Source organism: Salinicola lusitanus (assembly GCF_003206045.1).
Classification (GTDB): Bacteria; Pseudomonadota; Gammaproteobacteria; order Pseudomonadales; family Halomonadaceae; genus Salinicola; species Salinicola lusitanus.
Genome location: NZ_PZJM01000009.1, coordinates 387,770 through 413,192 on the forward strand (window position 1 = coordinate 387,770; position 25,423 = coordinate 413,192).

At 66.1% G+C, this 25,423-nt stretch carries 24 protein-coding genes; 17 read left to right on the forward strand and 7 right to left on the reverse strand.

Annotated elements, in window-relative coordinates:
* The first annotated feature begins 130 nt into the window (after positions 1–130).
* From DOM45_RS15065 to DOM45_RS15135, 15 genes are all read left to right on the forward strand, one after another.
* Positions 131–1,009 (forward strand): NAD(P)H-binding protein, encoded by an 879-nt coding sequence (locus tag DOM45_RS15065; protein WP_110601803.1) that lies wholly within the window; start codon positions 131–133, stop codon positions 1,007–1,009.
* 277 nt (positions 1,010–1,286) lie between these two features.
* Positions 1,287–2,111 (forward strand): phosphonate ABC transporter ATP-binding protein, encoded by an 825-nt coding sequence (phnC, locus tag DOM45_RS15070; RefSeq protein WP_110601804.1) that lies wholly within the window; start codon positions 1,287–1,289, stop codon positions 2,109–2,111.
* Positions 2,112–2,173: 62 nt separating this feature from the next.
* Complete coding sequence (gene phnD, locus DOM45_RS15075; protein ID WP_110601806.1) at positions 2,174–3,217, forward strand: phosphonate ABC transporter substrate-binding protein; 1,044 nt, start codon at positions 2,174–2,176, stop codon at positions 3,215–3,217.
* A gap of 94 nt (positions 3,218–3,311) precedes the next feature.
* Positions 3,312–4,106 carry a phosphonate ABC transporter, permease protein PhnE gene (gene phnE / locus DOM45_RS15080; protein ID WP_110601807.1) on the forward strand — a complete coding sequence of 265 codons (795 nt, stop codon included), beginning with the start codon at positions 3,312–3,314 and terminating at the stop codon, positions 4,104–4,106.
* Between the two features lie 178 nt (positions 4,107–4,284).
* Positions 4,285–5,097, forward strand: coding sequence for a phosphonate metabolism transcriptional regulator PhnF (gene phnF / locus DOM45_RS15085; RefSeq protein ID WP_157958447.1), 813 nt, complete (start codon positions 4,285–4,287; stop codon positions 5,095–5,097).
* Positions 5,094–5,534 carry a phosphonate C-P lyase system protein PhnG gene (phnG, locus tag DOM45_RS15090; RefSeq protein ID WP_110601810.1) on the forward strand — a complete coding sequence of 147 codons (441 nt, stop codon included), beginning with the start codon at positions 5,094–5,096 and terminating at the stop codon, positions 5,532–5,534. The genes phnF and phnG overlap by 4 nt, the downstream gene beginning before the upstream one ends.
* A gap of 32 nt (positions 5,535–5,566) precedes the next feature.
* Complete coding sequence (gene phnH / locus DOM45_RS15095) at positions 5,567–6,223, forward strand: phosphonate C-P lyase system protein PhnH (RefSeq protein ID WP_240612416.1); 657 nt, start codon at positions 5,567–5,569, stop codon at positions 6,221–6,223.
* On the forward strand, positions 6,223–7,347 hold the full coding sequence (locus DOM45_RS15100; protein ID WP_110601811.1) for a carbon-phosphorus lyase complex subunit: 1,125 nt from the start codon (positions 6,223–6,225) through the stop codon (positions 7,345–7,347). Before phnH ends, DOM45_RS15100 begins: the two co-directional genes overlap by 1 nt.
* Position 7,348: 1 nt before the next feature.
* Entirely contained in the window at positions 7,349–8,182 is an 834-nt protein-coding gene (locus DOM45_RS15105) for an alpha-D-ribose 1-methylphosphonate 5-phosphate C-P-lyase PhnJ (RefSeq protein WP_110601812.1), read from the forward strand.
* On the forward strand, positions 8,179–8,988 hold the full coding sequence (gene phnK / locus DOM45_RS15110) for a phosphonate C-P lyase system protein PhnK (RefSeq protein WP_110601814.1): 810 nt from the start codon (positions 8,179–8,181) through the stop codon (positions 8,986–8,988). Before DOM45_RS15105 ends, phnK begins: the two co-directional genes overlap by 4 nt.
* Positions 8,989–9,154: 166 nt before the next feature.
* Complete coding sequence (phnL, locus tag DOM45_RS15115; protein ID WP_240612417.1) at positions 9,155–9,907, forward strand: phosphonate C-P lyase system protein PhnL; 753 nt, start codon at positions 9,155–9,157, stop codon at positions 9,905–9,907.
* On the forward strand, positions 9,904–11,052 hold the full coding sequence (locus DOM45_RS15120) for an alpha-D-ribose 1-methylphosphonate 5-triphosphate diphosphatase (protein ID WP_110601815.1): 1,149 nt from the start codon (positions 9,904–9,906) through the stop codon (positions 11,050–11,052). The genes phnL and DOM45_RS15120 overlap by 4 nt, the downstream gene beginning before the upstream one ends.
* Before the next feature lie 228 nt (positions 11,053–11,280).
* Positions 11,281–11,838 carry a ribose 1,5-bisphosphokinase gene (gene phnN / locus DOM45_RS15125; RefSeq protein WP_110601816.1) on the forward strand — a complete coding sequence of 186 codons (558 nt, stop codon included), beginning with the start codon at positions 11,281–11,283 and terminating at the stop codon, positions 11,836–11,838.
* Complete coding sequence (gene phnP / locus DOM45_RS15130; RefSeq protein ID WP_110601818.1) at positions 11,835–12,590, forward strand: phosphonate metabolism protein PhnP; 756 nt, start codon at positions 11,835–11,837, stop codon at positions 12,588–12,590. The genes phnN and phnP overlap by 4 nt, the downstream gene beginning before the upstream one ends.
* 59 nt (positions 12,591–12,649) lie before the next feature.
* A complete protein-coding gene (locus tag DOM45_RS15135; protein WP_110601819.1) occupies positions 12,650–13,297 on the forward strand; it encodes a DapH/DapD/GlmU-related protein in 648 nt (215 codons plus the stop codon).
* A gap of 20 nt (positions 13,298–13,317) precedes the next feature.
* Here the strand turns inward: DOM45_RS15135 and thpR are convergent, their stop codons facing one another.
* The 3 genes from thpR to DOM45_RS15150 all read right to left on the reverse strand — a co-directional run bounded on the left by thpR (position 13,318) and on the right by DOM45_RS15150 (position 18,398).
* Positions 13,318–13,842: an RNA 2',3'-cyclic phosphodiesterase gene (thpR, locus tag DOM45_RS15140; protein ID WP_157958448.1), complete on the reverse strand. Its 525-nt coding sequence runs from the start codon at positions 13,840–13,842 to the stop codon at positions 13,318–13,320.
* Between the two features lie 87 nt (positions 13,843–13,929).
* Positions 13,930–17,112, reverse strand: coding sequence for an efflux RND transporter permease subunit (locus DOM45_RS15145; RefSeq protein WP_110601822.1), 3,183 nt, complete (start codon positions 17,110–17,112; stop codon positions 13,930–13,932).
* A gap of 104 nt (positions 17,113–17,216) precedes the next feature.
* The gene (locus DOM45_RS15150) at positions 17,217–18,398 is read right to left on the reverse strand and encodes an efflux RND transporter periplasmic adaptor subunit (protein WP_110601824.1); all 1,182 of its coding nucleotides are present in this window, start codon (positions 18,396–18,398) and stop codon (positions 17,217–17,219) included.
* A 484-nt stretch (positions 18,399–18,882) separates the two neighbouring features.
* Between DOM45_RS15150 and DOM45_RS15155 the strand changes: the two genes are divergently transcribed.
* Positions 18,883–19,851 (forward strand): AraC family transcriptional regulator, encoded by a 969-nt coding sequence (locus tag DOM45_RS15155; RefSeq protein ID WP_110601826.1) that lies wholly within the window; start codon positions 18,883–18,885, stop codon positions 19,849–19,851.
* 36 nt (positions 19,852–19,887) lie between these two features.
* Here DOM45_RS15155 and DOM45_RS15160 read toward each other — a convergent pair whose 3' ends face one another.
* The 4 genes from DOM45_RS15160 to gmk all read right to left on the reverse strand — a co-directional run bounded on the left by DOM45_RS15160 (position 19,888) and on the right by gmk (position 23,996).
* Positions 19,888–20,277, reverse strand: a complete 390-nt coding sequence (locus DOM45_RS15160) for a RidA family protein (RefSeq protein ID WP_110601828.1) — start codon at positions 20,275–20,277, stop codon at positions 19,888–19,890.
* A gap of 329 nt (positions 20,278–20,606) precedes the next feature.
* A complete protein-coding gene (locus tag DOM45_RS15165) occupies positions 20,607–22,769 on the reverse strand; it encodes a RelA/SpoT family protein (protein WP_110601830.1) in 2,163 nt (720 codons plus the stop codon).
* 113 nt (positions 22,770–22,882) lie between these two features.
* Entirely contained in the window at positions 22,883–23,140 is a 258-nt protein-coding gene (gene rpoZ, locus DOM45_RS15170; protein WP_075561565.1) for a DNA-directed RNA polymerase subunit omega, read from the reverse strand.
* A 193-nt stretch (positions 23,141–23,333) separates the two neighbouring features.
* On the reverse strand, positions 23,334–23,996 hold the full coding sequence (gene gmk / locus DOM45_RS15175) for a guanylate kinase (protein ID WP_110601833.1): 663 nt from the start codon (positions 23,994–23,996) through the stop codon (positions 23,334–23,336).
* 173 nt (positions 23,997–24,169) lie between these two features.
* On the opposite strand from gmk, the gene DOM45_RS15180 reads away from it, so the two are divergent.
* Complete coding sequence (locus DOM45_RS15180) at positions 24,170–25,378, forward strand: MFS transporter (protein WP_110601835.1); 1,209 nt, start codon at positions 24,170–24,172, stop codon at positions 25,376–25,378.
* The last annotated feature ends 45 nt before the right edge of the window (positions 25,379–25,423 follow it).

Genomic DNA, 25,423 nt, shown 5'->3' on the forward strand with positions numbered 1-25,423 from the left:
GGACCGAAAGGCTCCCTGTCAGCGCGATTTGGCAAGTGAACAGCGGTACGCAATTCTCGTGGTCACGCTCGTGCGTGCGCGTCCTCAGGGACGAATCATCAAGGACGTTTTACCAAGAGGCTAGGGAAAGGTGAAGAAAACAACGCTAATTCTCGGCTGTGGCGATATTGGCACTCAGCTCGGGAAGCAGTTGATCGCTGCCGGTCATCGCGTGATCGGCGCGCGGCGCAATGTCGGCGCGCTGGAGGGAACCGGCATCGAGGCGGTGGCGCTGGACGTCACTGACGAAGCGGCGCTGGCGGCACTGCCGGATGCCGACATCATCGTCTACGCGGTGACCGCGGATCGGTTCGAGGAGTCGGCCTACGAGACGGCGTATCCGACCGGGCTGAAAGCGGTGCTCGAAACGTTCGGGGCCCGCGAGAAAAAGCCGGAGCGAGTGCTCTTCGTCTCCTCGACGAGTGTCTATGCCCAGCAGGGTGGTGAAGAGGTCGACGAAACCTCGGAAACCGACCCGAACGGTTTCTCCGGTACGCTGATGCGCGAAGCCGAGCAGGCCCTGCTCGCCCACGATCTGCCCGGCACGGCGGTGCGTTTCTCGGGTATCTACGGCCCGGGGCGTGATCGGCTGATCCGCCAGGTGCAGGAGGGCCGGATCGCGGCCTCGAACCCGCCGATGTACTCCAACCGTATCCATCGCGACGACTGCGCAGGGGTCATCGCGCATCTGGTTCAGCTGTCATTGGAAGGCAAGCCGCTGGAGCCGGTCTACCTGGCCAGCGACTGCGACTCCGCGCCGCTGCACGAAGTGATGGCGTGGATCGCCAAGCGACTCAAGGTCGAGACGCCGGAGGTGATCCAGTCGCCGTTGCGGCGTCGCTCGAGCAAGCGCTGCAATAACCGGCAGCTGCTCGATTCCGGCTACACGTTTCGCTATCCCACCTTCCGCGAAGGTTACGAAGACGTGCTCCAGCAGGGCGGCTTTCTGTCGGCCAAGGAGAAGGCGTGACGTCAGGGCGCCAGTCCGGCGCGTGATGTCGCTCGGCTGTGACGTTTCGACGACGAATCGATGTCGATCCGATGACACGATTTCTCAATCCGCTGAAATATCTGATAAAGCGCCTCCGGGCGCTTTTTTTGTGGCTCGTACCACCGTCCAAGCTGTCATCGTTTCTTAATTGTCTAGATAAATAACCGTCACACGACGTCGCCAGACTGTGTCCAACACTTCGGGGCCAGGGATTCGTAGTCCGAATCACGGCCCGACACTTTCCGGGACGAATCGTATGACCGCCATCGTTAGCGTCGAACGGCTCGACAAATCCTTCGGTCACCATGCGGCGCTGCGCGAGATCGGTTTCGAGATCCACGCCGGCGAGCTGGTCACGTTGATCGGGCCGTCGGGGTCGGGCAAGTCGACCCTGCTGCGTCACCTCATCGGCCTGACACGCGCCGATCGTCAGTCGCACAGCCATGTCCGGGTGCTGGATCGCGACGTGCAGCGCAACGGGCGTCTGCTCGGGGCCAGCCGCGAACAGCGCCGTCGCTGCGGCTACATCTTCCAGCAGTTCAACCTCGCCGGCCGGCTGAGCGTCATGACCAACGTGCTGGTCGGCCACCTTGGCGCGATGCCGCGCTGGCGGGCCCTGACCGGCCGCTTCACCCACCAGGAGCGGGACAAGGCGCTGCAGGCCCTCGAACGGGTCGGCATCGTCGGGCTGGCCCACCAGCGTGCCAACACGCTGTCGGGCGGCCAGATGCAGCGCGTCGCCATCGCCCGGGCGCTGGTGCAGGAGGCGGAGGTGATCTTCGCCGACGAACCGATCGCCTCCCTCGACCCGCGTAGTGCCCGCGAGGTGATGGAGATCCTGCAGCGCATCAATCGCGAGGATGGCCGCACCATCGTCGTCACCCTGCATCAGGTCGATGTCGCCCGCCGCTACTGCCGCCGCGCCATCGCATTGAAGCAGGGGCGCCTCTACTACGACGGGCCGATCGCCGGCCTCACCGATGCTCGCCTGCAGGCGCTCTACGAGAACGCCGGTCTCGACGAGCTCGAGTCCCGTCAGCCCGGCCACCGGATCGCGCCGCCGCTGCATGCGGTGGGCTGATCCGGGCAGGCATTCGACTCAAGACCCACGATCCATCACCCACGACACCTCGAGGAAACGCCATGATCTCATCCCTGTTGCGCCGCACGGCCCTGCCGCTGATCGCCGGGCTCGGCCTGCTCGGCGGCACGCTTGCCGTCGGTTCCGCCCAGGCCGCCGACGAGCCGCTGCGCTTCGGCATCATCTCCACCGAATCGAGCACCAACCAGGCGACCCAGTGGCAGCCGTTCCTGGATGACATGTCCAAGGCCCTGGGCGTCAAGGTCGAGCCGTTCTTCGCCACCGACTACGCCGCGGTGATCCAGGCGATGCGTTTCGACAAGATCGACCTCGCCTGGTACGGCAACAAGTCGGCGATGGAAGCGGTCGATCGCGCCGGCGGCGAGATCTTCGCCCAGACCGTCGCCGCCAACGGCGACCCGGGATACTGGAGTCTGATGATCGTCAACAAGGACAGCCCCTATGACAACGTTCAGGAGATCCTCGCCAACGCCAGCAAGCTGACCTTCGGCAATGGCGACCCCAACTCCACCTCGGGCTATCTGGTGCCGGGCTACTACGTCTTTGCCAAGAATCATGTCGATCCCAACACGGCGTTCAAGCGCACGCTCAATGCCAGCCACGAGACCAATGCGCTGACCGTGGCCAACGGCCAGGTCGATGTCGCCACGTTCAATACCGAGGGCATGGAGCGCCTGGAGCTCACCCATCCCGACAAGGCTGCCCAGCTCAAGGTGATCTGGAAGTCGCCGCTGATCCCGTCCGATCCGCTGGTCTGGCGCACCAATCTGCCGCAGCAGACCAAGGACGAACTGCGCCAGTTCTTCCTCAGCTACGGCGATACCGAACAGCAGAAAGCGATCCTCGAACCGCTGCAGTGGTCCGGCTTCGCCGCTTCCGACAACGATCAGCTGCTGCCGATCCGTCAGCTCGAGCTGTTCAAGCAGCGCGCCCAGGTCGCCGCCGATGATTCGCTCGATGCCGATGCCAAGCAGCAGCAACTGGCGGATCTCGACGCCCGTCTCGACACGCTGAACCAACGCATGGAAGCCCGCGACGCCGCCCAGGCCGAGCGCGCCGACAACACCACGGCGATGGTCGATTAGGCCATGTCCCTCGCTGGCGGCAGGTCGCGGACAGCGCCCGGCCGCCAGCGATAGCGCCACCTCGGCCTTCACCGATTTCGTCAGGACAACGCACATGCAAAGCGCCGCTTCCTTCGACATCCGCGCCCGATCCGGCAGACGCCGCTGGACCACGCTGCTGGGCTGGGCCATTGCCGTCGTCGTGCTGGGCTGGGCCTGGCAGGGCGCCGAGATGGCGCCGAGCCTGCTGTTCCAGAACGCCGGCAACATGGCGACCCTGGCCGCCGACTTCGTGCCGCCCACCTTCGGGCGTCTCGACCACTACATCGATCAGATGCTGGTCACCATCCAGATCGCCATCTGGGGCACGCTGCTGGCGGTGCTGTTCGCCATCCCCTTCGGCCTGCTCTCGTCGGAAAACCTGGCGCCGTGGTGGATCAACCAGCCGGTGCGGAGGCTGATGGACGCCTGCCGTGCGATCAACGAACTGGTGTTCGCGATGCTGTTCGTGGTCGCCGTCGGGCTCGGTCCTTTCGCCGGCACCATGGCGCTGTTCGTTCATACCACCGGTGTGCTCGCCAAGCTCTTCTCGGAAGCGGTGGAGGCCACCGATGCCGGGCCGATGGAGGGTATCCGCGTCACCGGTGCCGGGCGGCTGGAAGAGATCGTCTTCGGCCTGATCCCCCAGGTACTGCCGCTGTGGATCTCGGTCAGTCTCTATCGCTTCGAATCCAATATTCGCTCCGCCACGGTGCTTGGCATGGTCGGCGGTGGCGGTATCGGGGTGTCGCTGTGGGAGACCATGCGCGGTTTCCAGTACACCGAGACCGCCACGATCATGCTGGTGATCATCGTCGCCGTGACGCTGCTGGACATGGTTTCGCAGCGTGTTCGCAAGCGCTTCATCTAGGCCATGACGAAAACTGCCTGCGCTCGCCCATACCGCGTTAAAAATCGGCTCAAAATGCTCATTTACACACACGTAAACTCCGCTTTTTCGCCAATTTTTGCCTTGTCTGGGCGTCGCTCGGCGACTTTTCGTAGACGGCCTGGAGGATATTCCAATCCAGGTTTGAGCGTATCCGATGATGTCTAGACAAGTTTTGACACTACCCCGCTACCGCGAACTGGCCGAGGTGCTGGTCCGCGAGGTCCGTGCCGACTACGCCCCGGGCGATCTGCTGCCGACCGAGGCACAGCTCGCCAAGCGCTTCGCGGTCAACCGCCACACCGTGCGGCGCGCGCTGGACGAACTGGTCGCCGCCGGCATGGTGACCCGCCATCAGGGGCGTGGCACCCAGGTCGTCGATCGCCGACTCGACTACGCCGTCAGCGCCGGCAGCAAGGTGACCCAGAACCTGGCCGGCCTCGGGCTGCCCTCGACGACCTGCTGCCTCGAGCAGGGGCTCGTGAATCCTCCCGAGGCCATCGCCCAGCGCTTCGGACGGCCTGTCAGCGAGCCGCTGCTACGGGTCGATACCGTGCGCACCGTCGACGACGCCCCGCTGATGCGCCTGCGCCACTGGTTCGATCCTGAGCGGGTGCCTGGCTGGCTGGCGCGCTATCGCGGCGGTTCCACCCGCGCCCTGCTGACCCAGCACTACGGCCTGCAGCTGCATCGGCGGCGGGTGCGCATCGACGCCGTCGGCGCCGATCGCGACGACACCCGCTGGCTACAGTGCCCGCTCAACGCCCCGCTGCTGGTGATGACCAGCGACAACACCGACGCCGAGGGGGCGCTGGTGGAGGTCTCCGTGGGGCGGGCGCGGGCCGATCGGCTCTCCTATCACATCGATTTCGAGGAAGCCGCGGGCCGGGATTTCGAGGAAGCCGCGGGCCGCCGTCACGACGGCGCCAGCGACCCTTCCGCTCTCTTTCCATCCGACGAGGACGACGCATGACTCGCACCTCCCGAGGCGCCCGCCAGCGACTGCTGGCGCTCTCCTCCCGTCACCACATCGAAGCCCGCTGGGGCGCGCTGGGCCGACTGCCCGGCCACCGCTGCCTGCGCGGGCCGGAGACCGGCATGGCAATGCTCAAGGGCCGCATCGGCGCCACCGGCAACGCTTTCCACCTGGGCGAGATGACCCTGACCCGCGCCAGCATGGCGCTCGATGACGGCACTGTCGGCCACGGCTGGGTGCGCGGGCGCGATCATCGTCACGCCGAACTGATCGCGCTGGCCGATGCCGTCGCCCAGCACGCGGCGTGGCAGGAGGCCCTCGAGACCCAGGTGCTGGCGCCGCTGGCCGACGAGCTCGCCGCGCGCCAGCGACGTGATGCGGCCACTGCTGCCACCACCCGGGTCGATTTCTTCACGCTGGTCAGGGGAGAGTGACGATGGCGCAGAGAGAGAGGGAGCAAAGAGAGATGGAGACAAGAGAGAGGGTGGCGGGAGAGACGCTGAGTGCCGCCTGGCCCGGACTGACAGACCCCGCCCACGACAGCCAGCGCCTGTTCCGCCAGATTCTCGGCGCAATGTCCGAGCCGGGCACGCTCGAGACGCTGGCCGTGCCGGCACCGCCCCAGACACCGCCGAGTGACGCCCTCGGTGCCGCGCTGTGGGGCGTGGTACTGACGCTCTGCGATCTCGAGACACGCGTGTGGATTGCCGCCGACCTCGACTCGTCGGCCCTGCGCCAGGCGCTGACCTTCCACACCGGAGCGCGCATCACCGATGACCCGGCGAGCGCCGATTTTGCGCTGCTGACCCATGAATCCTTCGATCCACAGATGCCGTTTGCGCTGGGCAGCGACACTTACCCCGACCGCGGCACCACGCTGCTGGTCGTCGTTGAGCAACTGGCAAACGTCGGGCCCTCAATGCTCTCCGGGCCTGGCATCGAGACCACCCGCGCACTCGACATCGGCGACTCTCCCGGCTGCCGGGCGCTGATGGATCGGCTGGCCGCCAACCGTGCCAGCTTCCCCCAGGGGCTGGACATGATCTTCGGCTGCGGCGCGCGGCTGGCGGCAGTGCCACGCAGCACCCGCGTCACGCGTGCCGATGCCAAGGAGGTGAACTGATGTACGTTGCCGTCAAGGGAGGCGAGCAGGCGATCGCCAGAGCTCACCGCTGGCTGGCCGACCGCCGCCGGGGAGATCGCGAGCGTCCGGAACTCGAGGTTGCCCAGATCGGCGATCAGCTGCGGCTGGCCGTCGACCGAGTGATGAGCGAAGCCTCGCTCTATGATCCCGAGCTCGCCGCGCTGGCGTTCAAGCAGGCCAGCGGCGATCTCACCGAGGCCGTGTTCCTGCTGCGCGCCTATCGCACCACGCTGCCGCGCCTGGCGGTCAGTGAGCCGCTCGACACAGCCAGCATGCGCATCGAACGGCGCATCAGCGCCACCTACAAGGATATCCCCGGCGGTCAGATTCTGGGCCCGACCTACGACTACACCCATCGGCTGCTCGACTTCCTGCAGCTGGCCGGTGCCGAGGTGCCGCCTGCCGAGACCCGGGATGACGTCACCGACGCCGAGCCATGCCCGCAGATCCTCGAACTGCTCAACGACGAAGGCCTGGTGGAGCAGGCGATCGACGACGGCAGCGAGCCCATGGATATCACCCGCGATCCGCCCGATTACCCGATGGACCGCGCCGCCCGGCTGCAGATGCTGGCCCGCGGCGACGAGGGCTACCTGCTGGCGCTGGGCTACTCCACCCAGCGCGGCTACGGCCGCAACCATCCGTTCGCCGGCGAGATTCGCCTGGGCCAGGTGGAAGTGGAGATCCACGTCGAGGAGTGGGACGAGACCATCTGCGTCGGCGAGATCGCGCTGAGCGAGTGCCAGATGATCAACCAGTTCGGCGGCAGCCGAGAGGCCGCGCCGCAGTTCACCCGGGGCTACGGCCTCGCCTTCGGCCACAACGAGCGCAAGGCCATGGCCATGGCGCTGGTCGATCGCGCCCTGCGCGCCGAGGAGCTGGGCGAGCCGATCAGTGGCCCGGCGCAGCAGGCGGAGTTCGTGCTGGCCCACGCCGACAGCGTCGACGCCTCCGGCTTCGTCTCCCACCTGAAGCTGCCGCACTACGTCGACTTCCAGTCCGAGCTGGATCTGCTCAGGCGGCTGCGTCGCGAACATGTCGCGCGCCAGGCCGAACTTGATAGTGCTCGCGATACGGCCAGCCCCCAACCGGAGGAGCGTTGATATGAACGGATACAACTTCGCCTACCTCGACGAACAGACCAAACGCATGATCCGCCGCGCGCTGCTCAAGGCAGTGGCGATCCCCGGCTACCAGGTGCCGTTCGGTGGCCGCGAAATGCCGATGCCCTACGGCTGGGGCACCGGCGGCGTGCAGCTCACCGCCAGCATTCTCGGCGCCGACGACATCCTCAAGGTGATCGACCAGGGCGCCGACGACACCACCAATGCGGTCAGCATCCGTCACTTCTTCCAGCGTGTCGCCGGGGTCGAGACCACCACCGCGACCACGGCCGCGGACGTGATCCAGACCCGCCACCGGATTCCCGAAACCCCGCTGCGCGCCGGCCAGATCCTGGTGTTCCAGGTGCCGATCCCCGAGCCGCTGCGCTTCATCGAACCCAGCGAGCAGGAGACCCGGCTGATGCACGCGCTGGAGGAGTACGGCGTGATGCACGTCAAGCTCTACGAGGACATCGCCCGCTACGGCCATATCGCGACCACCTACGCCTACCCGGTCAAGGTCGACGGGCGCTACGTGATGGATCCCTCGCCGATCCCCAAGTTCGACAACCCCAAGCTCGACGGCAATCCGGCGCTGATGCTGTTCGGCGCCGGTCGCGAAAAGCGGCTCTACGCGATTCCGCCCTACACCCGGGTCGAGAGCCTCGACTTCGAGGATCACCCGTTCGAGATCCAGCGCTGGGAGCACGCCTGCGCGCTGTGCGGCAGCGATCACAGCTATCTGGACGAAGTGATCACCGACGACCAGGGCGGGCGGATGTTCGTCTGCTCCGATACCGACTACTGCCAGAGCCGGCGGGGAGAAGTGGCATGAAGAAGCCGGTGCTGGAACGCCCGGTCCTGCTGGATGTGCAGGGCATCACCCGACTCTACGGCCCGGCCAAGGGCTGCGAGGCGATCGATTTTCAACTCCACGCCGGCGAAGTGCTGGGCATCGTCGGCGAGTCCGGCTCCGGCAAGTCGACCCTGCTGCGGGTGCTCGCCGGCCTGGAAGCGCCGGATGCCGGACAGGTCCTGTACCGCCGTCAGACGGATGATGCGGGGGCCGAGGAAGCCGAGCTCGATCTCTACGCCATCGGCGAGGCGCGACGCCGGGCACTGCTGCGCCTCGAGTGGGGGCTGGTGCATCAGAACCCCCGCGACGGCCTGCGCATGGGCGTGTCCGCCGGGGCCAACATCGGCGAACGGCTGATGGCCCAGGGTCAGCGCCACTACGGCCAGCTCCGCGCCACCGGGCAGACGTGGATGCGCCAGGTCGAACTCGACCCCGGGCGTATCGACGATGCCCCGCGGACCTTCTCCGGCGGCATGCAGCAGCGGCTGCAGATCGCCCGCACTCTGGTCACCCAGCCACGGCTGGTGTTCATGGACGAGCCCACCGGCGGGCTCGACGTCTCGGTACAGGCGCGGCTGCTCGACATGCTGCGCACGCTGGTACGCCAGCTCGGCCTGTCGGTGGTGCTGGTGACCCACGATCTCGCCGTGGCGCGCCTGCTCGCCCACCGGCTGATGGTGATGCGCCGCGGCCAGGTGGTCGAGACCGGCCTCACCGATCAGATTCTCGACGACCCGCAGCACGAATATACGCAGCTGCTGGTGTCGTCCGTGCTCACCCCTTGAGGAGCATCGAATCCATGACTGCGCACCTTCATCACGGCGTTACGCGGTGCTCGTTTGCTCGCCTAACACCCAGTTATGTCTCGCATCCTGCGCTCCGGGCGCCTTGTGCTGAAGACTGCTCGTCGATGCCTTCGATACTCCCCAAACTCATTGAAGGGGCTTTTTGATGCATTCCATGACGAACGCCCGACCTCGCCTCACGGTGAACGGGTTGCACAAGCAGTTCCTGCTTCACGGCCAGGGCGGGCTCGAGATCGACGTGATGCACGATCTCTCGCTGACGCTGCAGGCCGGTGAATGTCTGGTGCTGGCCGGACGCAGCGGCATCGGCAAGAGCACGCTGCTGAAGATGCTCTACGGCGACTACCGCATCGATCAGGGCCGGATCCGGCTGCACTTCGATGATGGCGACCTCGATCTCGAGACTCTGCCGACCTATGCCTGGCATGGCCTGCGCCGCGACGTGATCGGCTATGTCAGCCAGTTTCTGCGGGTGGTGCCGCGGGTCGCCGCCGTCGATGTGGTGATGGAGCCGCTGCTGGCCCGCGGCGCCGACGAAGCCGACTCGCGCCAGCGAGCCGAGACGCTGCTGGCCCGGCTCAATCTGCCCGAGCGGCTGTGGCGACTGCCCCCCGGGACCTTCTCCGGTGGTGAGCAGCAGCGCGTCAATATCGCCCGCGGCTTCATCGGCGAGCATCCGCTGCTGCTGCTCGACGAGCCCACCGCCTCGCTGGACGCCGCCAACCGCGACGTGGTGATCGCGCTGATCGGCGAGGCCAAGGCGCGCGGTACCGCCATGCTCGGGATCTTTCACGACGAGGACGTGCGCGAGCGCGTCGCCGACCGTCTGCTGCCGCTGGATGGCAACCAGGGCGGCTTGTCCAACGCCAGCCAGCCCTGCCGGGAGAGCCTGTCATGAGTGCACGGGAACAGATCCTGACCCACGCCACACTGGTGCTCGACGACGAGACGGTCGACGGCACGCTGGTGATCCGCGACGGCCGGATCGCCGCCGTCGATCACGGTGCCAGTCAGGTCGCAGCCGCCATCGACTGCGAGGGCGACATCCTGCTGCCGGGGCTGGTCGAGCTGCACACCGACAACATGGAGAAGTATTTCCAGCCGCGGCCCAAGGTCGAGTGGCCGGGGCTCCAGGCCGCGCTGGCCCATGACGCCCAGATGGCGGCCAGCGGCATCACCACGGTGTTCGACGCGGTCTCGGTGGGCGACGTCGACGAGCAGAGCATGCGTCACGGCTCACTCGACGATATGTGCCAGGCCCTGGCGCGGATCACCCACGCGGGGCTGGCGCGGGTCGATCATCGCCTCCATCTGCGCTGCGAGGTGAGCCACCCCAACACGCTGGCACGCTTCCACGAGCTGTCGTCATCACCGATGCTGGGGCTGGTATCGCTGATGGACCACGCCCCCGGTCAGCGTCAGTTCGCCAGCCTCGAGGCCTATCGCATCTACTATCAGGGCAAGTACAAGCTCGACGACGCGGCCATGAATGCCTTCATGGCGTCCCAGATCGACAACAGCCAGCGCTACAGCGCCGAGCATCGTCGCGCCATTGCGGCGATCTGCGGCGAGCGCGGTCTGGCGATCGCCAGCCATGACGATGCCACCGTCGAGCACGTTGCCGAAAGCGCCGAGTACGGCACCCGGGTGGCGGAGTTCCCGACCACCCTCGAGGCGGCACAGGCCTCCCACCGGGCTGGCATGGCGGTGATGATGGGCGCGCCCAACGTGGTTCGTGGCGGCTCCCACTCCGGCAATATCGCCGCCGCCGCGCTGGTCGAACTGGGCGTGCTGGATATCCTGTCGTCGGATTACTACCCGGCCGCGCTGCTCGATGCGGTGTTCAAGGTGGCGGCGATGGAGAACGGCTACGCCTTGCCCCATGCCGTTGCCACGGCGACGCGCATTCCGGCCGAGGCGGTCGGTCTGACCGACCGCGGCCGTCTGGCACCGGGGCTGCGTGCCGATCTGCTGCGGGTACGCGTGATCGACGGGCATCCGGTGGTGCAGCGGGTTTGGTCTGCCGGTCAGCAAGTTCACTGAGGGTACGTCTGAAAATGCCTGCGCTTGTCCATACGGCGTTAAAAATCGGCTCAAGATGCTCATTTACACCCCGTAAACTCCGCTCTTTCGCCGATTTTTGCCTTGTCTGGACTGCGCTCGTCGATTTTCAGATCGACCCTGGATAAATGCCGATGTCTCGGTCATCACGCCCGGCAATTTATCTCACGGCCGGGAGTATCTGGAATACGTAGATAGAAAGAGGCTGAAATGAGCGACGGTCGTTTGATCTACGTCATGGGTGCCAGCGGGGTCGGCAAGGACAGCCTGCTGCGCGAACTGCGCCAGCACCGCCCGGATGTGCTGGTGGCGCATCGCTATATCACTCGGGCCAGCGGTAGCGGCGAGAACTGCGTCGAGCTGAGCGCCCCCGAGTTCGCCTGGCGCCGGGAGCAGGGGCTGTTCTGCCTCGCGTGGTGCGCGCATGGGCTCAACTATGGCGTCGGCATCGAGCTCGAGTCCTGGCTGACGGCGGGGCACACGGTGGTGCTCAACGGCAGTCGCCGCGCGCTGGCGCTCGCGCGGGCGCGCTTCGGTGAGTCGCTGGTGCCACTGCTGGTGGTGGCGGATGCCGAGGTGCTGCGCCAGCGTCTGCTCGCGCGTGGGCGCGAGACGCCGGCCGAGATCGAGGCGCGGCTGGCGCGGGGCGGCGACGAGGAGGCCCTGGGCGACATCCCGCGGCTCGACAACGGCGGCGAACTGGCACAGAGCATCGAGGCGCTCGAAGCCTTCGTCGATGCGTCGCCCGCGACGGCATCGCCGCCATGAAGCTGCGTTTCGCCGGCACCGGCGACAGCGCCCAGGTGCCCTGCTTCGGTTGCGACTGCCCGGCGTGTCAGCGGGCGCGGCTGCTGACTTGCCACCGCCGCGGGCCGTGCGCCGGCGAGATCGAGCTCGATGGCGAGCTGATCCTGATCGACGCCGGCCGCATGGATCTGGCCGCGCGCTGCGAGCGTCAGCTCCCGGCCGCGATCCTGCTGACCCACTACCACGCCGACCACGTCCAGGGGCTTCTGCACCTGCGCTGGGGGCGGGGTGAGCCGATTCCGGTGTATGGCCCCAAGGATGCTCAGGGCTGCGCCGACCTGCACAAGCACCCCGGCATTCTCGACTTCCGCCCCGGCCTCAAGCCGTTTCGGCCCCTCACCCTCGGCGGCCTCACGCTGACGCCGCTGCCGCTCAATCACAGCAAGCCGACCCTGGGCTATGCGATCGAAGACGGCGCCCAGCGAATTGCCTGGCTGTGCGACACCGTCGGCCTGCCCGGCGCCACCGAGCGTTTTCTTCAGCAGTGGCGCCCGCATGGGGTGGTGATCGACGCGACCCATCCCGATTCGTACCAAGCGCCGCGCAACCACAACAACCTCGCCATGGCGCTGGAGATCATCGCGCGTCTCGACCCCGCCCGCGCCTGGCTGACGCATATCAGCCACGAGCTGGACGCTTCGATGATGACAGGCAATTTGCCACTGCCGGTCGGGGTCGAACTCGCGGCAGATGGTCTGGAAATTCTGGTTTGAAGATTTCGCCGCCGACGACCGCTCCAACTCGACGAAACCGCCAACGGGAAGAGGTACGAATGTCGACTATCAATACGCCGAGCGCTGCAAAACTCTCGACTACGATCATCGATCACAGCGTGAAAATGCGTGAGAGCTCGATCGGCGAACAGTGCGAGATTCTGGCTCACACCTACATGGAATACAGCGAGCTGGGGGATTTTTCCTACCTCGGCGAATATTGCCATGTGGCCGATTGCTCGATTGGCAAGTTCACCGCCATCGCCAATCATGTACGGCTTGGCGCGCCCAATCACCCCATGGGGCGACCTTCCCAGCACCGTTTTACCTACTGCCCGGAATACTACGATCCCGATCTGCAGCGCGACGCGGGCTTTTTCGCCCAGCGTCGCGAACAGCGCGTGACGATTGGTCACGACGTTTGGATCGGGCATGGCGTCACGGTGTTGCCCGGTGTCCATGTCGGTAATGGCGCAGTGCTGGCGGCAGGCGCCGTGGTGACGAAAGACGTGGCCCCGTATGCGGTGGTGGGCGGCGTCCCCGCGCGCGCGATCAAATCCCGCTTTCCACCCGACATCGTCACCCGACTGCAAGCCATCGCTTGGTGGCACTGGCCGTTCGAGACGATCAGCGCAAGGCTTTCCGACTTTCAGGACGACGACGTGGTCGCGTTCTGTGAGCGTTGTGAAACCGCGCACGAGTGCTAACTGGATAGGTCATCGTGATCTCAGCCTGAACTGCAAGCCAGGGTGCGATAGCGCGAGCCGCCGTCGCCGAGCTGCGATTCCACCAGCGCGAGATGGTCGAAGCGCCAGCGCAGCGGGGCGGGCAGGCGTGAATCCGGGGCCGCGCGGTCGGCCTGGCGAACCAGGCTGACATGCGGGGTGAAGTCACGCTGTGGCGCGGTGAAACCGTGACGGGCGAGTGCCTGCCAGAGCTCGGCATGGAGTGCCAGCAACGCAGGGTCCGGCGTCTGGCTGCCGGCCCAGACGATGCGCGGCTGAGGGAAATGGCCGAGTCGATCCAGCGTCCACTCGCCCTGGGGCGCCGGCCACGCCCGGGTCAGCTCGAGCAGCGCCGCCAGCCGCGAGGCGTCGACACTGCCCAGAAACGCCAGCGTGACATGCATGTTCTGCGCCGGTAGCGGGTAGCCGCCGCAGCGGGGTGCCAGGCGTCCGGCCTCGGCGGCCAGCGCCCGACGACTGGCGTCGTCGGGCCACAGGGCGAAGAAGAGTCGGCGAGAAAGGGTCACGATGGCGGCTCCCGATGGCGTTGCCTGCAGGGTGGCGCATCGTTCCCCTCGTTGCCAACGGTTTCCCGGTATGCGCGTGGCTCCCGCTCAGGCGGGGCCGTCGTGGGGCCGAGGCTCCTCGCCCTCCATCGTCGAGCCGTGATCCTGGCGCAGCGGGCCGGCCAGCTTGCGCAGCGCGACATAGAAGACCGGCGTCAGGAACAGGCCGAACAGGGTCACCCCGAGCATGCCGGCGAATACCGCGATACCCAGCGCCTGGCGCACCTCGGCACCGGCGCCGTGACCCAGCGCCAGCGGTATCACCGCCGCGGTGAAGGTGATCGAGGTCATGATGATCGGACGCAGTCGCAGGCGGCAGGCTTCCAGCGCCGCCTCCACTACGCTGCGACCCTGGAACTCGAGCTCGCGGGCGAATTCGACGATCAGAATCGCGTTCTTGCAGGCCAGCCCGATCAGCACCACCAGCCCCACCTGGACGAAGACGTTGGTGTCGCCGCCGGAGATCCTGACGCCGACCAGCGCCGACAGCAGGCACATCGGCACGATCAGGATCACCGCCAGCGGCAGGGTCCAGCTCTCGTAGAGTGCGGCCAGGACCAGGAACACCAGCAGTACCGCCAGCGGGAATACCACCAGCGCGGCATTGCCCTGGGTGAACTGCTGATAGCTGAGGTCGGTCCACTCGAAGTCGATGCCATCCGGCAGTACCCGCTCGCCGATATCGGACAGCACGCCCATCGCCTGGGGCGAGGAGAGCACCCGCGGGTCGGCTTCGCCGGCCAGGTCCGCCGCCGGATAGCCGTTGAAGCGCAGCACCGGGTCGGGGCCGAAGCTCTGGTGGATATCGATCATCGAGCCGATCGGCACCATCTCGCCCTGGGCATTGCGGGTACGCAGCCGGGCGATGTCCTCGACGCTGTCGCGGTAGGGGGCGTCGGCCTGGGCAATGACCTGCCAGGTGCGGCCGAAATTGTTGAAATCGTTGACGTAGGTGGAGCCAAGATAGGTCTGCAGGGTGTCGAACAGGTCGCTCACCGCCACGCCCTGGGTCTTGGCCTTGAGGCGATCCACCTCGGCATCGAGCTGGGGCACGTTGGCCTGGTAGCTGGTGATCGGATAGGACATGCCCGGGGTCTGCAACACCGCGCCCTGGAACGCGGTCACCGCCTCCTGCAGCGGGCCGTAGCCGAGCCCGCCGCGGTCCTCGATGAACAGCTGATAGCCGGAGCCGTTGCCGAGCCCGAGGATCGGCGGCGGCATGAACGAGAAGGCGATGCCGTCCTTGAGGCCGGCGATCCTGCCGGCGATCTCGGCGTTGATCTCTGCCGCGGTACGGGTGCGCTGATCGAATGGCTTCAGGGTCAGGAACGCCAGCCCGGTGTTGGCGGTGTTGGTGAACTGTAGCGCGTTGAGACCGGGGAACGAGATGGCGTGCTCGACGCCGTCGGTCTCCATGGCGATATCCACCACCTGACGCAACAACTCGTCGGTGCGCTCCAGCGAGGCCCCTTCGGGGAGCTTGACGCCGGCGATCAGGTACATCTTGTCCTGAACCGGAATGAACCCGGGCGGCACCAGCTTGAACAGATAACCGGTGGTGCCCAGCAGGATCAGGTAGATCACGAACACCGCACCGCGACGGCGCAGGCTACCCGCGACCACGCCCTGGTAACGATTGGAACTGGCGTTGAAGAAGCGGTTGAACGGCCGGAACAGCCAGCCAAACAGGAAGTCGATGATCCGGGTCAGGCGATCCCTGGGCGCGTCGTGGGACCTGAGCAGCATCGCCGCCAGCGCCGGCGACAGGGTCAGCGAGTTGATCGTCGAGATGACCGTGGAGATGGCGATGGTCACCGCGAACTGACGGTAGAACTGGCCGGTGACCCCGGAGAGGAACGCCATCGGCACGAATACCGCGCACAGCACCAGGCCGATGGCGACGATCGGGCCGGAGACCTCGCGCATCGCCTGGTGGGCGGCGGCCCGCGGTGCCAGTCCCTGGCCGATGTTGCGCTCCACATTCTCCACCACCACGATGGCGTCATCCACCACGATGCCGATCGCCAGCACCAGCCCGAACAGGGTCAGGGTATTGATCGAGTAGCCCAGCAGGTAGAGCACCGAGAACGTGCCCACCACCGAGACCGGCACCGCCAGCAGCGGAATCAGCGAGGCGCGCCAGGTCTGCAGGAACAGCGTCACCACCAACACCACCAGCAGTATCGCCTCCAGCAGGGTCTGGATCACCGAGCGGATCGAGTCGCTGACGAACAGCGTGGTGTCATAGACGGTGCGGTACTCCACCCCCGGCGGGAACTGGGTGGCCAGCTCGTCCATGGTGTGGATCACCTGGTCGCGGATCTGGAGCGCGTTGGCGCCGGGAGACTGGAAGATGCCGATCGCCACCGCGTCCTTGCCGTCCAGCCGGGAGCGCAGGGTGTAGTCGCCCGCGCCCATCTCGAGCCGTGCGACATCGCGAAGCCGAAGTACTTGGCCGTCGGCACCGACCTTGAGCACGATGTTGCCGAACTCCTGCTCGGTGGACAGGCGGCCCTTGGCGTTGATCAGGGTGAGAAAATCGCTGTGCGGCATCGGCTCGGCGCCGATCTGGCCGGCGGAGACCTGCACGTTCTGCTCGCGCATGGCGGCGACCACGTCGCCGGCGGTGAGACCATGGGAGGCAATGCGGTCGGGATCCAGCCAGGCGCGCATGGCGTAATCGCCGCCGCCGAACATCTGGGCCTCGCCGACGCCGGAAATCTTCGCCAGCTGGTCGCGTACGTGCAGGCGGGCGTAGTTGCGCAGGTAGAGGGTATCGTAGCTGTCATCCGGCGAGACCAGGTGCACCACCATCAGGAAGGTGGGCGATTGCTTCTGGGTGGTCACGCCCTGCCGCCTTACCGCCTCCGGCAACCGCGCCAGCGCCTGGCTGACCCGGTTCTGGACGCGCACGGTCGCCTGTTCGGGGTCGGTGCCGGGCTGGAAGGTGATGGTCATCTGCAGCACGCCATCGGAACCGGCCACCGACTTGAAGTACATCATGTTCTCGACGCCGGTGATCGCCTCTTCCAGCGGCGTCGCCACGGTTTCCGCGATCTCCTTGGGGTTGGCGCCCGGGTAGGTGGTGCGGACCAGCACCGAGGGCGGCACCACTTCCGGATACTCGCCGATCGGCAGGTTGGGAATGGAGATCAGGCCCACCGCGAAGATGATGATCGAGAGCACCGCGGCGAAGATCGGCCGGTCGACGAAAAAGCGGGAAAAATTCATGACAGCAGGCTCCTGGGCGGCGGGGACGATGCCCGCCGCGTCTTGTCATTCAGAGGAGAGAAGCGCTTCAGGAAGCGTTGAGTGGATCGGCGTGCAGTGCTGCCTCAGGATCGAGTGGCAACCGCTTTGCCCGCCTCCGCTTCCCGCATGGCGATCGGGTTCGGCGTGACCGGCATGCCGGGTGCGAACACCTTCTGGGTGCCATTGACGATCACCCGTTCTCCGGCCTCGAGGCCTTCCTCGACCACCACCAGGTCGCCCACCTCGCGGCCAAGCTGTACCTGACGGGGCATCACGGTATTGTCGTCGCCGACCACGTAGACCAGGCGTCGGTCCTGATTGGCGAGCACGGCCTTGCGATTCACCAGCGTTGCCTTGGCGAGATTGGCGACGGGCATCTCCACGCGGGCGAACTGGCCGGGCCTGAAGGCGCCATCCGGGTTGGGCAGCACGGCGCGATAGCGCAGCGTGCCGGTATCGGCGTTGATCTGGTTGTCGACGAAGTCCAGTTGCGCCGGATGCGGGAAACCCGTCTCGCCGGTCAGGCCGATATGCAGCGTGGCGCTCTTGCCTTGAGTCAGCAGTGCCTGGGCACTGGGGGCTTCGGCTTCGTTGCTGTCGAAATAGACGTACAAGGGGTCCACCGACACCAGCGTGGTCAGGACCGACTGGTCGGCGCTGGCGAGATTGCCCTTGGTGACCATCGCTCGCCCGGTACGGCCCGTCACCGGCGCGATCACCTGGGTGTACTGCAGGTCCAGTTCGGCACTGGTCAGTGCGGCCTCGGCCTCGGCTTCCTGGGCCTGGGCATTGAGCGCCGCCGCCTGGCGCTGGTCGTGCTGCTCCTGGGAAATCATGTGTTTCTGGATCAACTGGCGGGAGCGGCCGGCCTCGACTTCGGTGAGCCGGCGCTGGCTGCGCGCCTGTGCCAACGATGCCTTGGCGGCCTGGACGCGAGCTTCGTAGGGGCGCGGGTCGATCCGGAACAGCAGGTCGCCGGCCTCGACCAGCTCTCCCTCCTCGAAGGCCACCGCGTCGATATAGCCGCTCACTCGTGGCCGGACCTGCACGGTCTGCGGTGATGCCACGCGGCCGGTAAAGGTCTCTCGCAATGTGATCGGTTCCACCAGCACCGTTGCCACGTCGACTTCCGGCGGCGGTGGCGCGGCGGCGGAGTCCGCTTCGCCATGGGCATCGCAGCCGGCCAGCAGCGCGATGACGAGCATCACGCCCAGGCCGCGAGTCAGACCCGTTTTCGACAGACGCTTGTGGTCGGACTTGTTCATTGTTGGGCTTCCCTTGTTTCATTCCCGGTCATCGATCCCTTGCACCACCTTCCACGGCGGATCGCCCTGGGGTGCCTTCGAGTCGGTGTCGGGGGTTATCGACCGACGGCGCCGGCAGCAAGGGGCGTCGATCAACCGATGAAGACGAGGCGAGTGGCGCCGGTCAAAACGCGCCGTCGCCCTTCGCAAGACGGCAGGTGCCGGCGGGGGATCATGGCCTGACAATGTACGTTCGCGCCGCGAGCGGGCGTTATCGGTTTCCTCCGTATTGATTGCCTGATCCTGTCAATATCGCCAGTCTTCGAAGCAGAATACCTATTGGCCTCTGCCGGTCTTAGGGGATCGTCGGTTGACTTGCCCGTTTCTTCAAAGGTCTTGCCCAATCCTGCATAAGTCCTCAAATCGTCATAAAAGCACCGTTATGACGGCATATACTCGCGATACATCCAAGATCGAGCATTGGCGATCCATACGGGGTGAGAACATGAGTATCGTGCAACCGGTTTTTCAGACATTAGATGACGAGCTCGCCCAATTGGCGAAAACTCTAGCCCGTCAGATTCAGAAGTGGGCGCCGGAAGAGGGCCTGACGCCCACATCGGTGCCAGGGCTGGAGTTGGTGCGTGCCAACTCCTCGCACACCAGCTGTCTCGGTTCGACGGTCTACGACCCCTCGCTCTGCCTGATCGCGCAGGGCAGCAAGCGTATATGGCTGGGGGATCGGGAGATCGACTACGGACCGCTGAGCTGCATGGTGTCGGCGGTGCATCTGCCGGTGCTGGGCAAGGTGACCGAGGCCTCGGCGGAAAGGCCCTACCTGGGGCTGAAGCTCGCCGTCGATGCCCAGGAGATCACCGCGCTGGTACTGGAGCTGGGGGAGGGCGTGGGTGAGATGGAGACGCGGGAGTGTGCCGAGACGGCTTGCGGCCTGAGTCGCGTGCAGGCCGAGAAGGGCCTGGTGGAAGCCATGCTGCGGCTGGTCAACCTGCTCGATTCACCCCAGGACATTCGCATCCTCGCACCGCTGGTACGGCGCGAGATCTTCTATCGTGCACTGATCGGCGAGATCGGCCTGCACATGCGCAAGTTCGCGGTGGCCGATACCCAGACCCACCGCATCGCGAAGGTGATCGCGGCACTCAAGGATCGCTTCACCGAGCCGCTGCGCGTTCGCGAACTGGCGGAGATGGTGAACATGAGCGAGTCGTCGCTGTTCCACAGCTTCAAGCAGGTCACCCGGATGTCGCCGGTGCAGTTCCAGAAGAAGCTGCGGCTCCATGAAGCGCGCAGGCTGATGCTGACCGAAGGGATGGAGGCGGCCACTGCCAGCTTCCGCGTGGGGTACGGCAGCCCCTCCCATTTCAGCCGCGAATACAGCCGCCTTTTCGGAGTGCCGCCGCGCGCGGACGTGAGCAAGCTGCGCGGCGAACTACCGCAGACCGCGCGTGCCTGATGGTGCGCCCCGATTCCGGCGGGTCGAGCAACGGACTCAGTCGCCGATGACCATGACCGCTTCGGCTTCCACCTGGCTGCCCTTGGGGAGCTGCTTGACGCCGACCGCGGCGCGAGCCGGGAACGGCGCCTGGAAGAACTCCTCCATCACCTGGTTGACCACGCCGAAGTTGTCGAGGTCGGTCAGGTAGAGGTTGAGCTTGACGATGTCCTGCAGCGAGCCGGCGGCTTCCTGGCACACGGCGGACAGGTTGGTGAAGACCTGGCGGGCCTGGGCCTCGAACTCCTGGGAGACCAGTTCCATGGTCTTCGGATCGAGCGGAATCTGACCCGAGAGATAGACGGTGTTGCCCGACTTGATCGCCTGGGAATAGGGGCCGATGGCGGCCGGGGCGTTGTCGGTGTTGATAACGGCTTTGTTGCTCATGGCGTACCCTCCAGCATTGTTTCAATGTCTGCGTGGACTCGGGGGCCCCGGCGACTCGCGTCGTTGTGCGGTGCCGGTGTGCCGGTCCGATCTAAATCCTCACCTATATCCATAGGCTTCGGTCGACTCGAAACCTGCGGGGTCGTCCGTCGGACGTCCGCTTCGCTTCGAGTCTGTGCTTGCGCCTTGCGCTTCATCCCGCTCGCCGATCCATCCGGCGTTCCTGACATCCAAACCGCGTTTCGGCGATATCGCCGTCCATGGCCGGAGCCATGACGCAAAAAACGTTGCCCCGCCGTGTTGGCCACGGCGGGGCAACGATCCTGCGATTAGTTTCGGGCGCGGACGATGCGGCCGATATGGTTCAGATTGCGCAGGCGCTTGATGATTCGCGCCAGATGAACACGCCCCTTGACCAGAATGGTCAGGTTGACGATCGAGAGCCTGGCATCGCGCTCCTCGATCCCGATACGCTCGATATTGGCGTCGGCATCGGTGATCAGACTGGCCAGTTCGGCGATCAGGCCGCGCCGGGTCTCGACCTCGATCCGCAACGGTACCGGGAAATCCTGATCGATCTGCTTCGACCAGGTCAACGAGACCAGCTTGTCGGGATCGTCGCGCAACTCGTCGAGGTTACCACATTCGTGACGGTGGACGACGATCCCCTTGCCGATGGAGAGGTGGCCGATGACCGGGTCTCCCGGTAACGGGTGGCAGCAGCGGGCAAAGCTGATCGCCATGCTCTCGGAACCGTTGATCACGATCGGACCGTTGTGAGGCGAATCCTCCAGCAGCCGCTCCAGCGGGTCGTCGCTCGCCCCGGTATCCACATCCGAGGTGAGTTCCCGCGCGACCAGGCGCCGCGCCGTGGCGTGCGCCAGGCGGGTGCCGAGGCCGATGGTCTCGAGCAGATCGTCCTCGGTCTTGAGGTCCAGCTCCTCCAGCAGCGCCGGGAGGCGTTCCGGCGGCAGCTTCTCCAGGCTGGTCTCGAAGCTGCCCAGCGCCCGGTTGAGCAGGCGGCGGCCGAGCTGAATCGCTTCGCTGCGCTGCTGGCTCTTCAGCGCATGACGAATCGCCGAACGTGCCTTGGCGGTAATCACGAAATTGAGCCAGGCGAGATTGGGGCGTGCGCCGGGGGCCGTGATGATCTCCAGGGTCTGGCCGCTCTCCAGCGGGGTCGACAGCGGCGCGAGATGGCGATCGATGCGGCAGGCGATGCAACTGTTGCCGATGTCGGTGTGGACGCTGTAGGCGAAGTCGACCGCCGTGGCCCCCTGCGGCAGCTCCATGATGTCGCCTTTGGGGGTGAAGATGTAGACATCGTCCGGGAACAGGTCGTTCTTGACGTGTTCGATGAACTCCAGCGAGTCGCCGGCGTGGCGCTGCATCTCGAGCAGGCCACGGACCCATTCGCGGGCCCGGGCATGGCTGCCGGCGGCGATGGGGCGTTCGGTCTGGCCGGCCTTGTAGAGCCAGTGCGCGGCGATGCCATTGTTGGCCATCGCCTCCATCTCGCGGGTACGGATCTGCACCTCGATCGGCATGCCGCTGGGGCCGAACAGCGTGGTGTGCAGGCTCTGGTAACCGTTGGCCTTGGGGATGGCGATGTAATCCTTGAAGCGCCCCGGCACCGGCTTGTAGAGATTGTGCACCGCGCCCAGCACGCGATAGCAGTTGTCGACGCTGTCGGTGATGATACGGAAACCGAACACGTCCATGATCTCGGCGAACGGTTTACGCTGGTCGTGCATCTTGCGGTAGATCGACAGCAGGTGCTTCTGGCGCCCGACCACGCTGCCGGTGAGGTCGTCTTCGTCGAGCCGGCGCTGCAGGCTGGTCTGGATCTGGCGCATGGTCGAGCGGCGGTTGCCGCGGGCGCTGGCCACCGCGCGCTTGATGCGCTCGGCGCGCATCGGGTGGATCGCCTGGAACGAGAGGTCCTCGAGCTCGACGCGAATGGTGTTGATGCCCAGCCGCCCGGCGATGCGGGCGTAGATCTCCAGGGTTTCGCGGGCGATGCGGCGCTTCTTGTCCGGGCGCAGTGCACCCAGCGTGCGCATGTTGTGCAGGCGGTCGGCGAGCTTGACGATGATCACCCGGATGTCCCGGGACATCGCCATCACCATCTTCTGGAAGTTCTCGGCCTGGGCGACCGCCTTGTCCTCGAAGGTGATCTGGGTCAGCTTCGAGACGCCGTCGACCAGCTCTGCCACGGCCTCGCCGAACTGCGCTTCCAGCGCTTCCCGGGAGACGCCGGTGTCCTCGATGACATCGTGCAGCATGGCGGCCATCAGGCTCTGATGGTCCATGTGCATGTTGGCGAGGATATTGGCGACGGCGAGGGGATGGGTGACGTAGGGCTCGCCGGAACGACGCTGCTGGCCGTCGTGGGCCTGTTCGGCGTAGTAGAAGGCGCGTTTGACCTGCTGAATCTCGTCGTCGGGGAGATAGCCGCCGAGGCGATCGGCCAGGTCATCGATGGTGAACATGCGGCGCGCCTATTTTTTCGTTAACGACCCGTCTTACATGGCCCGTCTGGCAACCGGCTCCGTGGAGACCGCGACAACGGCCCGGGGGCCGTCGGCCATGCCGGGAGAGTGGCTCAGATGTCGTATTCCTGGGTCGGCTCGGGACGCGGGCGCGGCGGGGCGGCTTCGACCGGCTCGTCGAGAATGCTGTCACCGATCTGGCCGGTGGCGATCTCGCGCAGGGCCATGACGGTCGGCTTGTCGTTTTCCCAAGGCAGCAGCGCATCGCGGGAGCCGCGCGCGAGCTGGCGGGCGCGTTGGGACGAGATCATCACCAGCTTGAAACGGTTCTCGATGTGGTCCAGACAATCTTCGACGGTCACTCGTGCCATGAGGGTAGCCCTGCCAAACAAATTGGGTGAACGCGCCCCGGACTGCGGGGTCTGCGGGACCGAGCAGTCTACTGGAGTGGCGCGCTGTCTGACAAGAGGCCTCGACGGGTGGCAAGAGTCCTCAACGCGTGGCAAGCGTCCTCGACGAGTGACGAGAGTGCATCATGACCGGCAGGTGCACGCCAATGGCGGTTCAGTCGATGCCGTTCAGCAGCTCGTGGAGCAGCGTCGCATGACGTGCCTGCATCTTGTCGAGACGCGACCGGCGCGCATGAACGATGCACTCGAGCTCGGTCAGGGCGTGCTCGAAAGTGTCGTTGATGACGACATGTTCGTACTCGTCGAAATGCGACATCTCGCTGACCGCATCGCGCATGCGCCGTTCGATCACCGCCTCGTCGTCGGTCCCGCGCCCGGCAAGCCGCTCCCTCAGCGCCTCCCGCGACGGCGGCAGGATGAAGATCGACTCGGCATCCGGCGCCTGTTCGCGAACCTGCCGAGCCCCCTGCCAGTCGATCTCCAGAATCACGTCCTCGCCCACCGCGAGTCGCTTCTCGACCTCGACTCTCGAGGTGCCGTAGTGGCGGTCGAAGACCCAGGCATGCTCGAAGAACTCACCGCGTTCGACCATTGCCTCGAACTCGGGCTGGGCGACGAAGTGGTAGTTGACGCCGTCCTGCTCGCCGGGGCGCATCGCCCGTGTGGTATGAGAAACCGAGACGCCGATGCCCGCGTTGCGCTGGAGCAGGGCACGGACCAGGCTGGTCTTGCCGGCACCGGATGGCGCGGAAATGATATAGAGCGTGCCGACTGCCGGCGCGGCGGTGGCGTGCGATGCGGAAGTACTTTGCGACATGGCGAGACGGCCGTGAGGAAGTGCGTGAAGCGGCTCAGTATGCCATGAATCGAAGCGATTGGGGCGGCCCGACGGGTTCGGTCGTGCGCTAGAATGGTGGAGGTCGGCGAGTCTCGCCTGGCGTTCGAGATCACTCGACGATGCCCAACCCGATTCCACTCCGAAGGAGTTCCATGGCCTCTTCACAACCTGCGGCGGCCGGCAGCCCGGTCGCCTTCATCGGTGCCGCGTTCGCCTTCGTGCTCACCATGATCGGCACCACCATGCCGACGCCGCTCTATCCGATCTATCAGCAGCAGTTCGGTTTCTCCCAGCTGACGATCACGATCATCTTCGCGGTCTACGCAGCCGGCGTGATGGGCGCGCTGCTGCTGACCGGACGCTGGTCGGATCAGCTGGGACGGCGCCCGATGCTGTTCGCCGGCCTGGCCGCGTCGGCGTTGAGCGACCTGGTGTTCTGGCATGCCGGCGGTCTCGGCATGATCCTGGTCGGTCGCGTGCTGTCCGGTATCTCGGCCGGCATCTTCACCGGTACCGCCACTGTCGCGGTCATGGAGCTGGTGCCCGAGGCCTGGAAGCGGGCCGGCCCGCTGGTCGCCACCGCGGCCAACATGGGCGGGCTGGGGCTGGGGCCGATGCTGGCCGGGGTACTGGTGGTGGCGTTCCCGATGCCGCTGATCCTTCCCTACGTCGTCCACCTGGCCCTGGTCGTGCTGGCCGTGCTCTGCCTGTGGCGGGCGCCCGAGACGGTGGAGCGCCCGGCGCGGATTCGGCTGAGCGTGCAGCGGCTCGGCGTGCCCGAAGGGGTTCGCGGCATTTTCATTCCCGCAGCGATTGCCGCTTTTGCCGGTTTCATGGTGTGTGGGTTCGCGACCTCGGTGACGCCGGCTTTTCTCGGCAAGGAGCTTGGCCATCACAACCCGGCGCTGATCGGCTTCGTGGCCGGACTGCTCTTCATCGCCTCCACCGCGGGGCAGATCCTGCAGGGCAGGCTGCCGGCCGCGCGCCGCCTGCCGATCGGCTGCGGCATCCTGCTGATCGGCGTGCTGTCGATCGCCTGGGGTATCGGCGCGAAAACGCTGACGGGATTCATCATCGGCCCCGTCGTCGCCGGTATCGGCCAGGGCATCGCCTTCCGTGCCGGGTTGGGCGCCATCGCGGCGGCAAGTCCGTCGGCGCAGAAGGCTTCGGTGGTGTCGACCTTCTTCGTCGTGGCTTACGTGGCCATCTCGCTGCCCGTGATCGGTATCGGCGTGGTCGCCTCCTTCATCAGTCTGCAGCTGACCGGGCTGCTGTTCGCGCTGCTGGTGGCACTGCTCTGCTGCGTGGCGCTGGGCCTGCTGCTGCGCCCGTCCCGACGGCAGCGCTCGGCATCACCCTGATCCGCCCCTCTCTCGGCGCTCTGGTATCATGAGCGCCGATTCGTT

What these genes read in the sequence shown, in the direction of transcription:
- DOM45_RS15160 (WP_110601828.1), bottom strand. Translation starts at nt 20,277, where the DNA reads ATGAGCAACAAAGCCGTTATCAACACCGACAACGCCCCGGCCGCCATC.
- gmk (WP_110601833.1), bottom strand. Translation starts at nt 23,996, where the DNA reads ATGTCGCAAAGTACTTCCGCATCGCACGCCACCGCCGCGCCGGCAGTC.
- phnC (WP_110601804.1), top strand. Translation starts at nt 1,287, where the DNA reads ATGACCGCCATCGTTAGCGTCGAACGGCTCGACAAATCCTTCGGTCAC.
- DOM45_RS15180 (WP_110601835.1), top strand. Translation starts at nt 24,170, where the DNA reads ATGGCCTCTTCACAACCTGCGGCGGCCGGCAGCCCGGTCGCCTTCATC.
- phnN (WP_110601816.1), top strand. Translation starts at nt 11,281, where the DNA reads ATGAGCGACGGTCGTTTGATCTACGTCATGGGTGCCAGCGGGGTCGGC.
- rpoZ (WP_075561565.1), bottom strand. Translation starts at nt 23,140, where the DNA reads ATGGCACGAGTGACCGTCGAAGATTGTCTGGACCACATCGAGAACCGT.
- phnK (WP_110601814.1), top strand. Translation starts at nt 8,179, where the DNA reads ATGAAGAAGCCGGTGCTGGAACGCCCGGTCCTGCTGGATGTGCAGGGC.
- phnD (WP_110601806.1), top strand. Translation starts at nt 2,174, where the DNA reads ATGATCTCATCCCTGTTGCGCCGCACGGCCCTGCCGCTGATCGCCGGG.
- DOM45_RS15105 (WP_110601812.1), top strand. Translation starts at nt 7,349, where the DNA reads ATGAACGGATACAACTTCGCCTACCTCGACGAACAGACCAAACGCATG.
- DOM45_RS15165 (WP_110601830.1), bottom strand. Translation starts at nt 22,769, where the DNA reads ATGTTCACCATCGATGACCTGGCCGATCGCCTCGGCGGCTATCTCCCC.
- phnE (WP_110601807.1), top strand. Translation starts at nt 3,312, where the DNA reads ATGCAAAGCGCCGCTTCCTTCGACATCCGCGCCCGATCCGGCAGACGC.
- DOM45_RS15150 (WP_110601824.1), bottom strand. Translation starts at nt 18,398, where the DNA reads ATGAACAAGTCCGACCACAAGCGTCTGTCGAAAACGGGTCTGACTCGC.
- DOM45_RS15120 (WP_110601815.1), top strand. Translation starts at nt 9,904, where the DNA reads ATGAGTGCACGGGAACAGATCCTGACCCACGCCACACTGGTGCTCGAC.
- DOM45_RS15135 (WP_110601819.1), top strand. Translation starts at nt 12,650, where the DNA reads ATGTCGACTATCAATACGCCGAGCGCTGCAAAACTCTCGACTACGATC.
- DOM45_RS15100 (WP_110601811.1), top strand. Translation starts at nt 6,223, where the DNA reads ATGTACGTTGCCGTCAAGGGAGGCGAGCAGGCGATCGCCAGAGCTCAC.
- phnL (WP_240612417.1), top strand. Translation starts at nt 9,155, where the DNA reads ATGCATTCCATGACGAACGCCCGACCTCGCCTCACGGTGAACGGGTTG.
- DOM45_RS15155 (WP_110601826.1), top strand. Translation starts at nt 18,883, where the DNA reads ATGAGTATCGTGCAACCGGTTTTTCAGACATTAGATGACGAGCTCGCC.
- phnH (WP_240612416.1), top strand. Translation starts at nt 5,567, where the DNA reads ATGGAGACAAGAGAGAGGGTGGCGGGAGAGACGCTGAGTGCCGCCTGG.
- phnF (WP_157958447.1), top strand. Translation starts at nt 4,285, where the DNA reads ATGTCTAGACAAGTTTTGACACTACCCCGCTACCGCGAACTGGCCGAG.
- DOM45_RS15145 (WP_110601822.1), bottom strand. Translation starts at nt 17,112, where the DNA reads ATGAATTTTTCCCGCTTTTTCGTCGACCGGCCGATCTTCGCCGCGGTG.
- phnP (WP_110601818.1), top strand. Translation starts at nt 11,835, where the DNA reads ATGAAGCTGCGTTTCGCCGGCACCGGCGACAGCGCCCAGGTGCCCTGC.
- phnG (WP_110601810.1), top strand. Translation starts at nt 5,094, where the DNA reads ATGACTCGCACCTCCCGAGGCGCCCGCCAGCGACTGCTGGCGCTCTCC.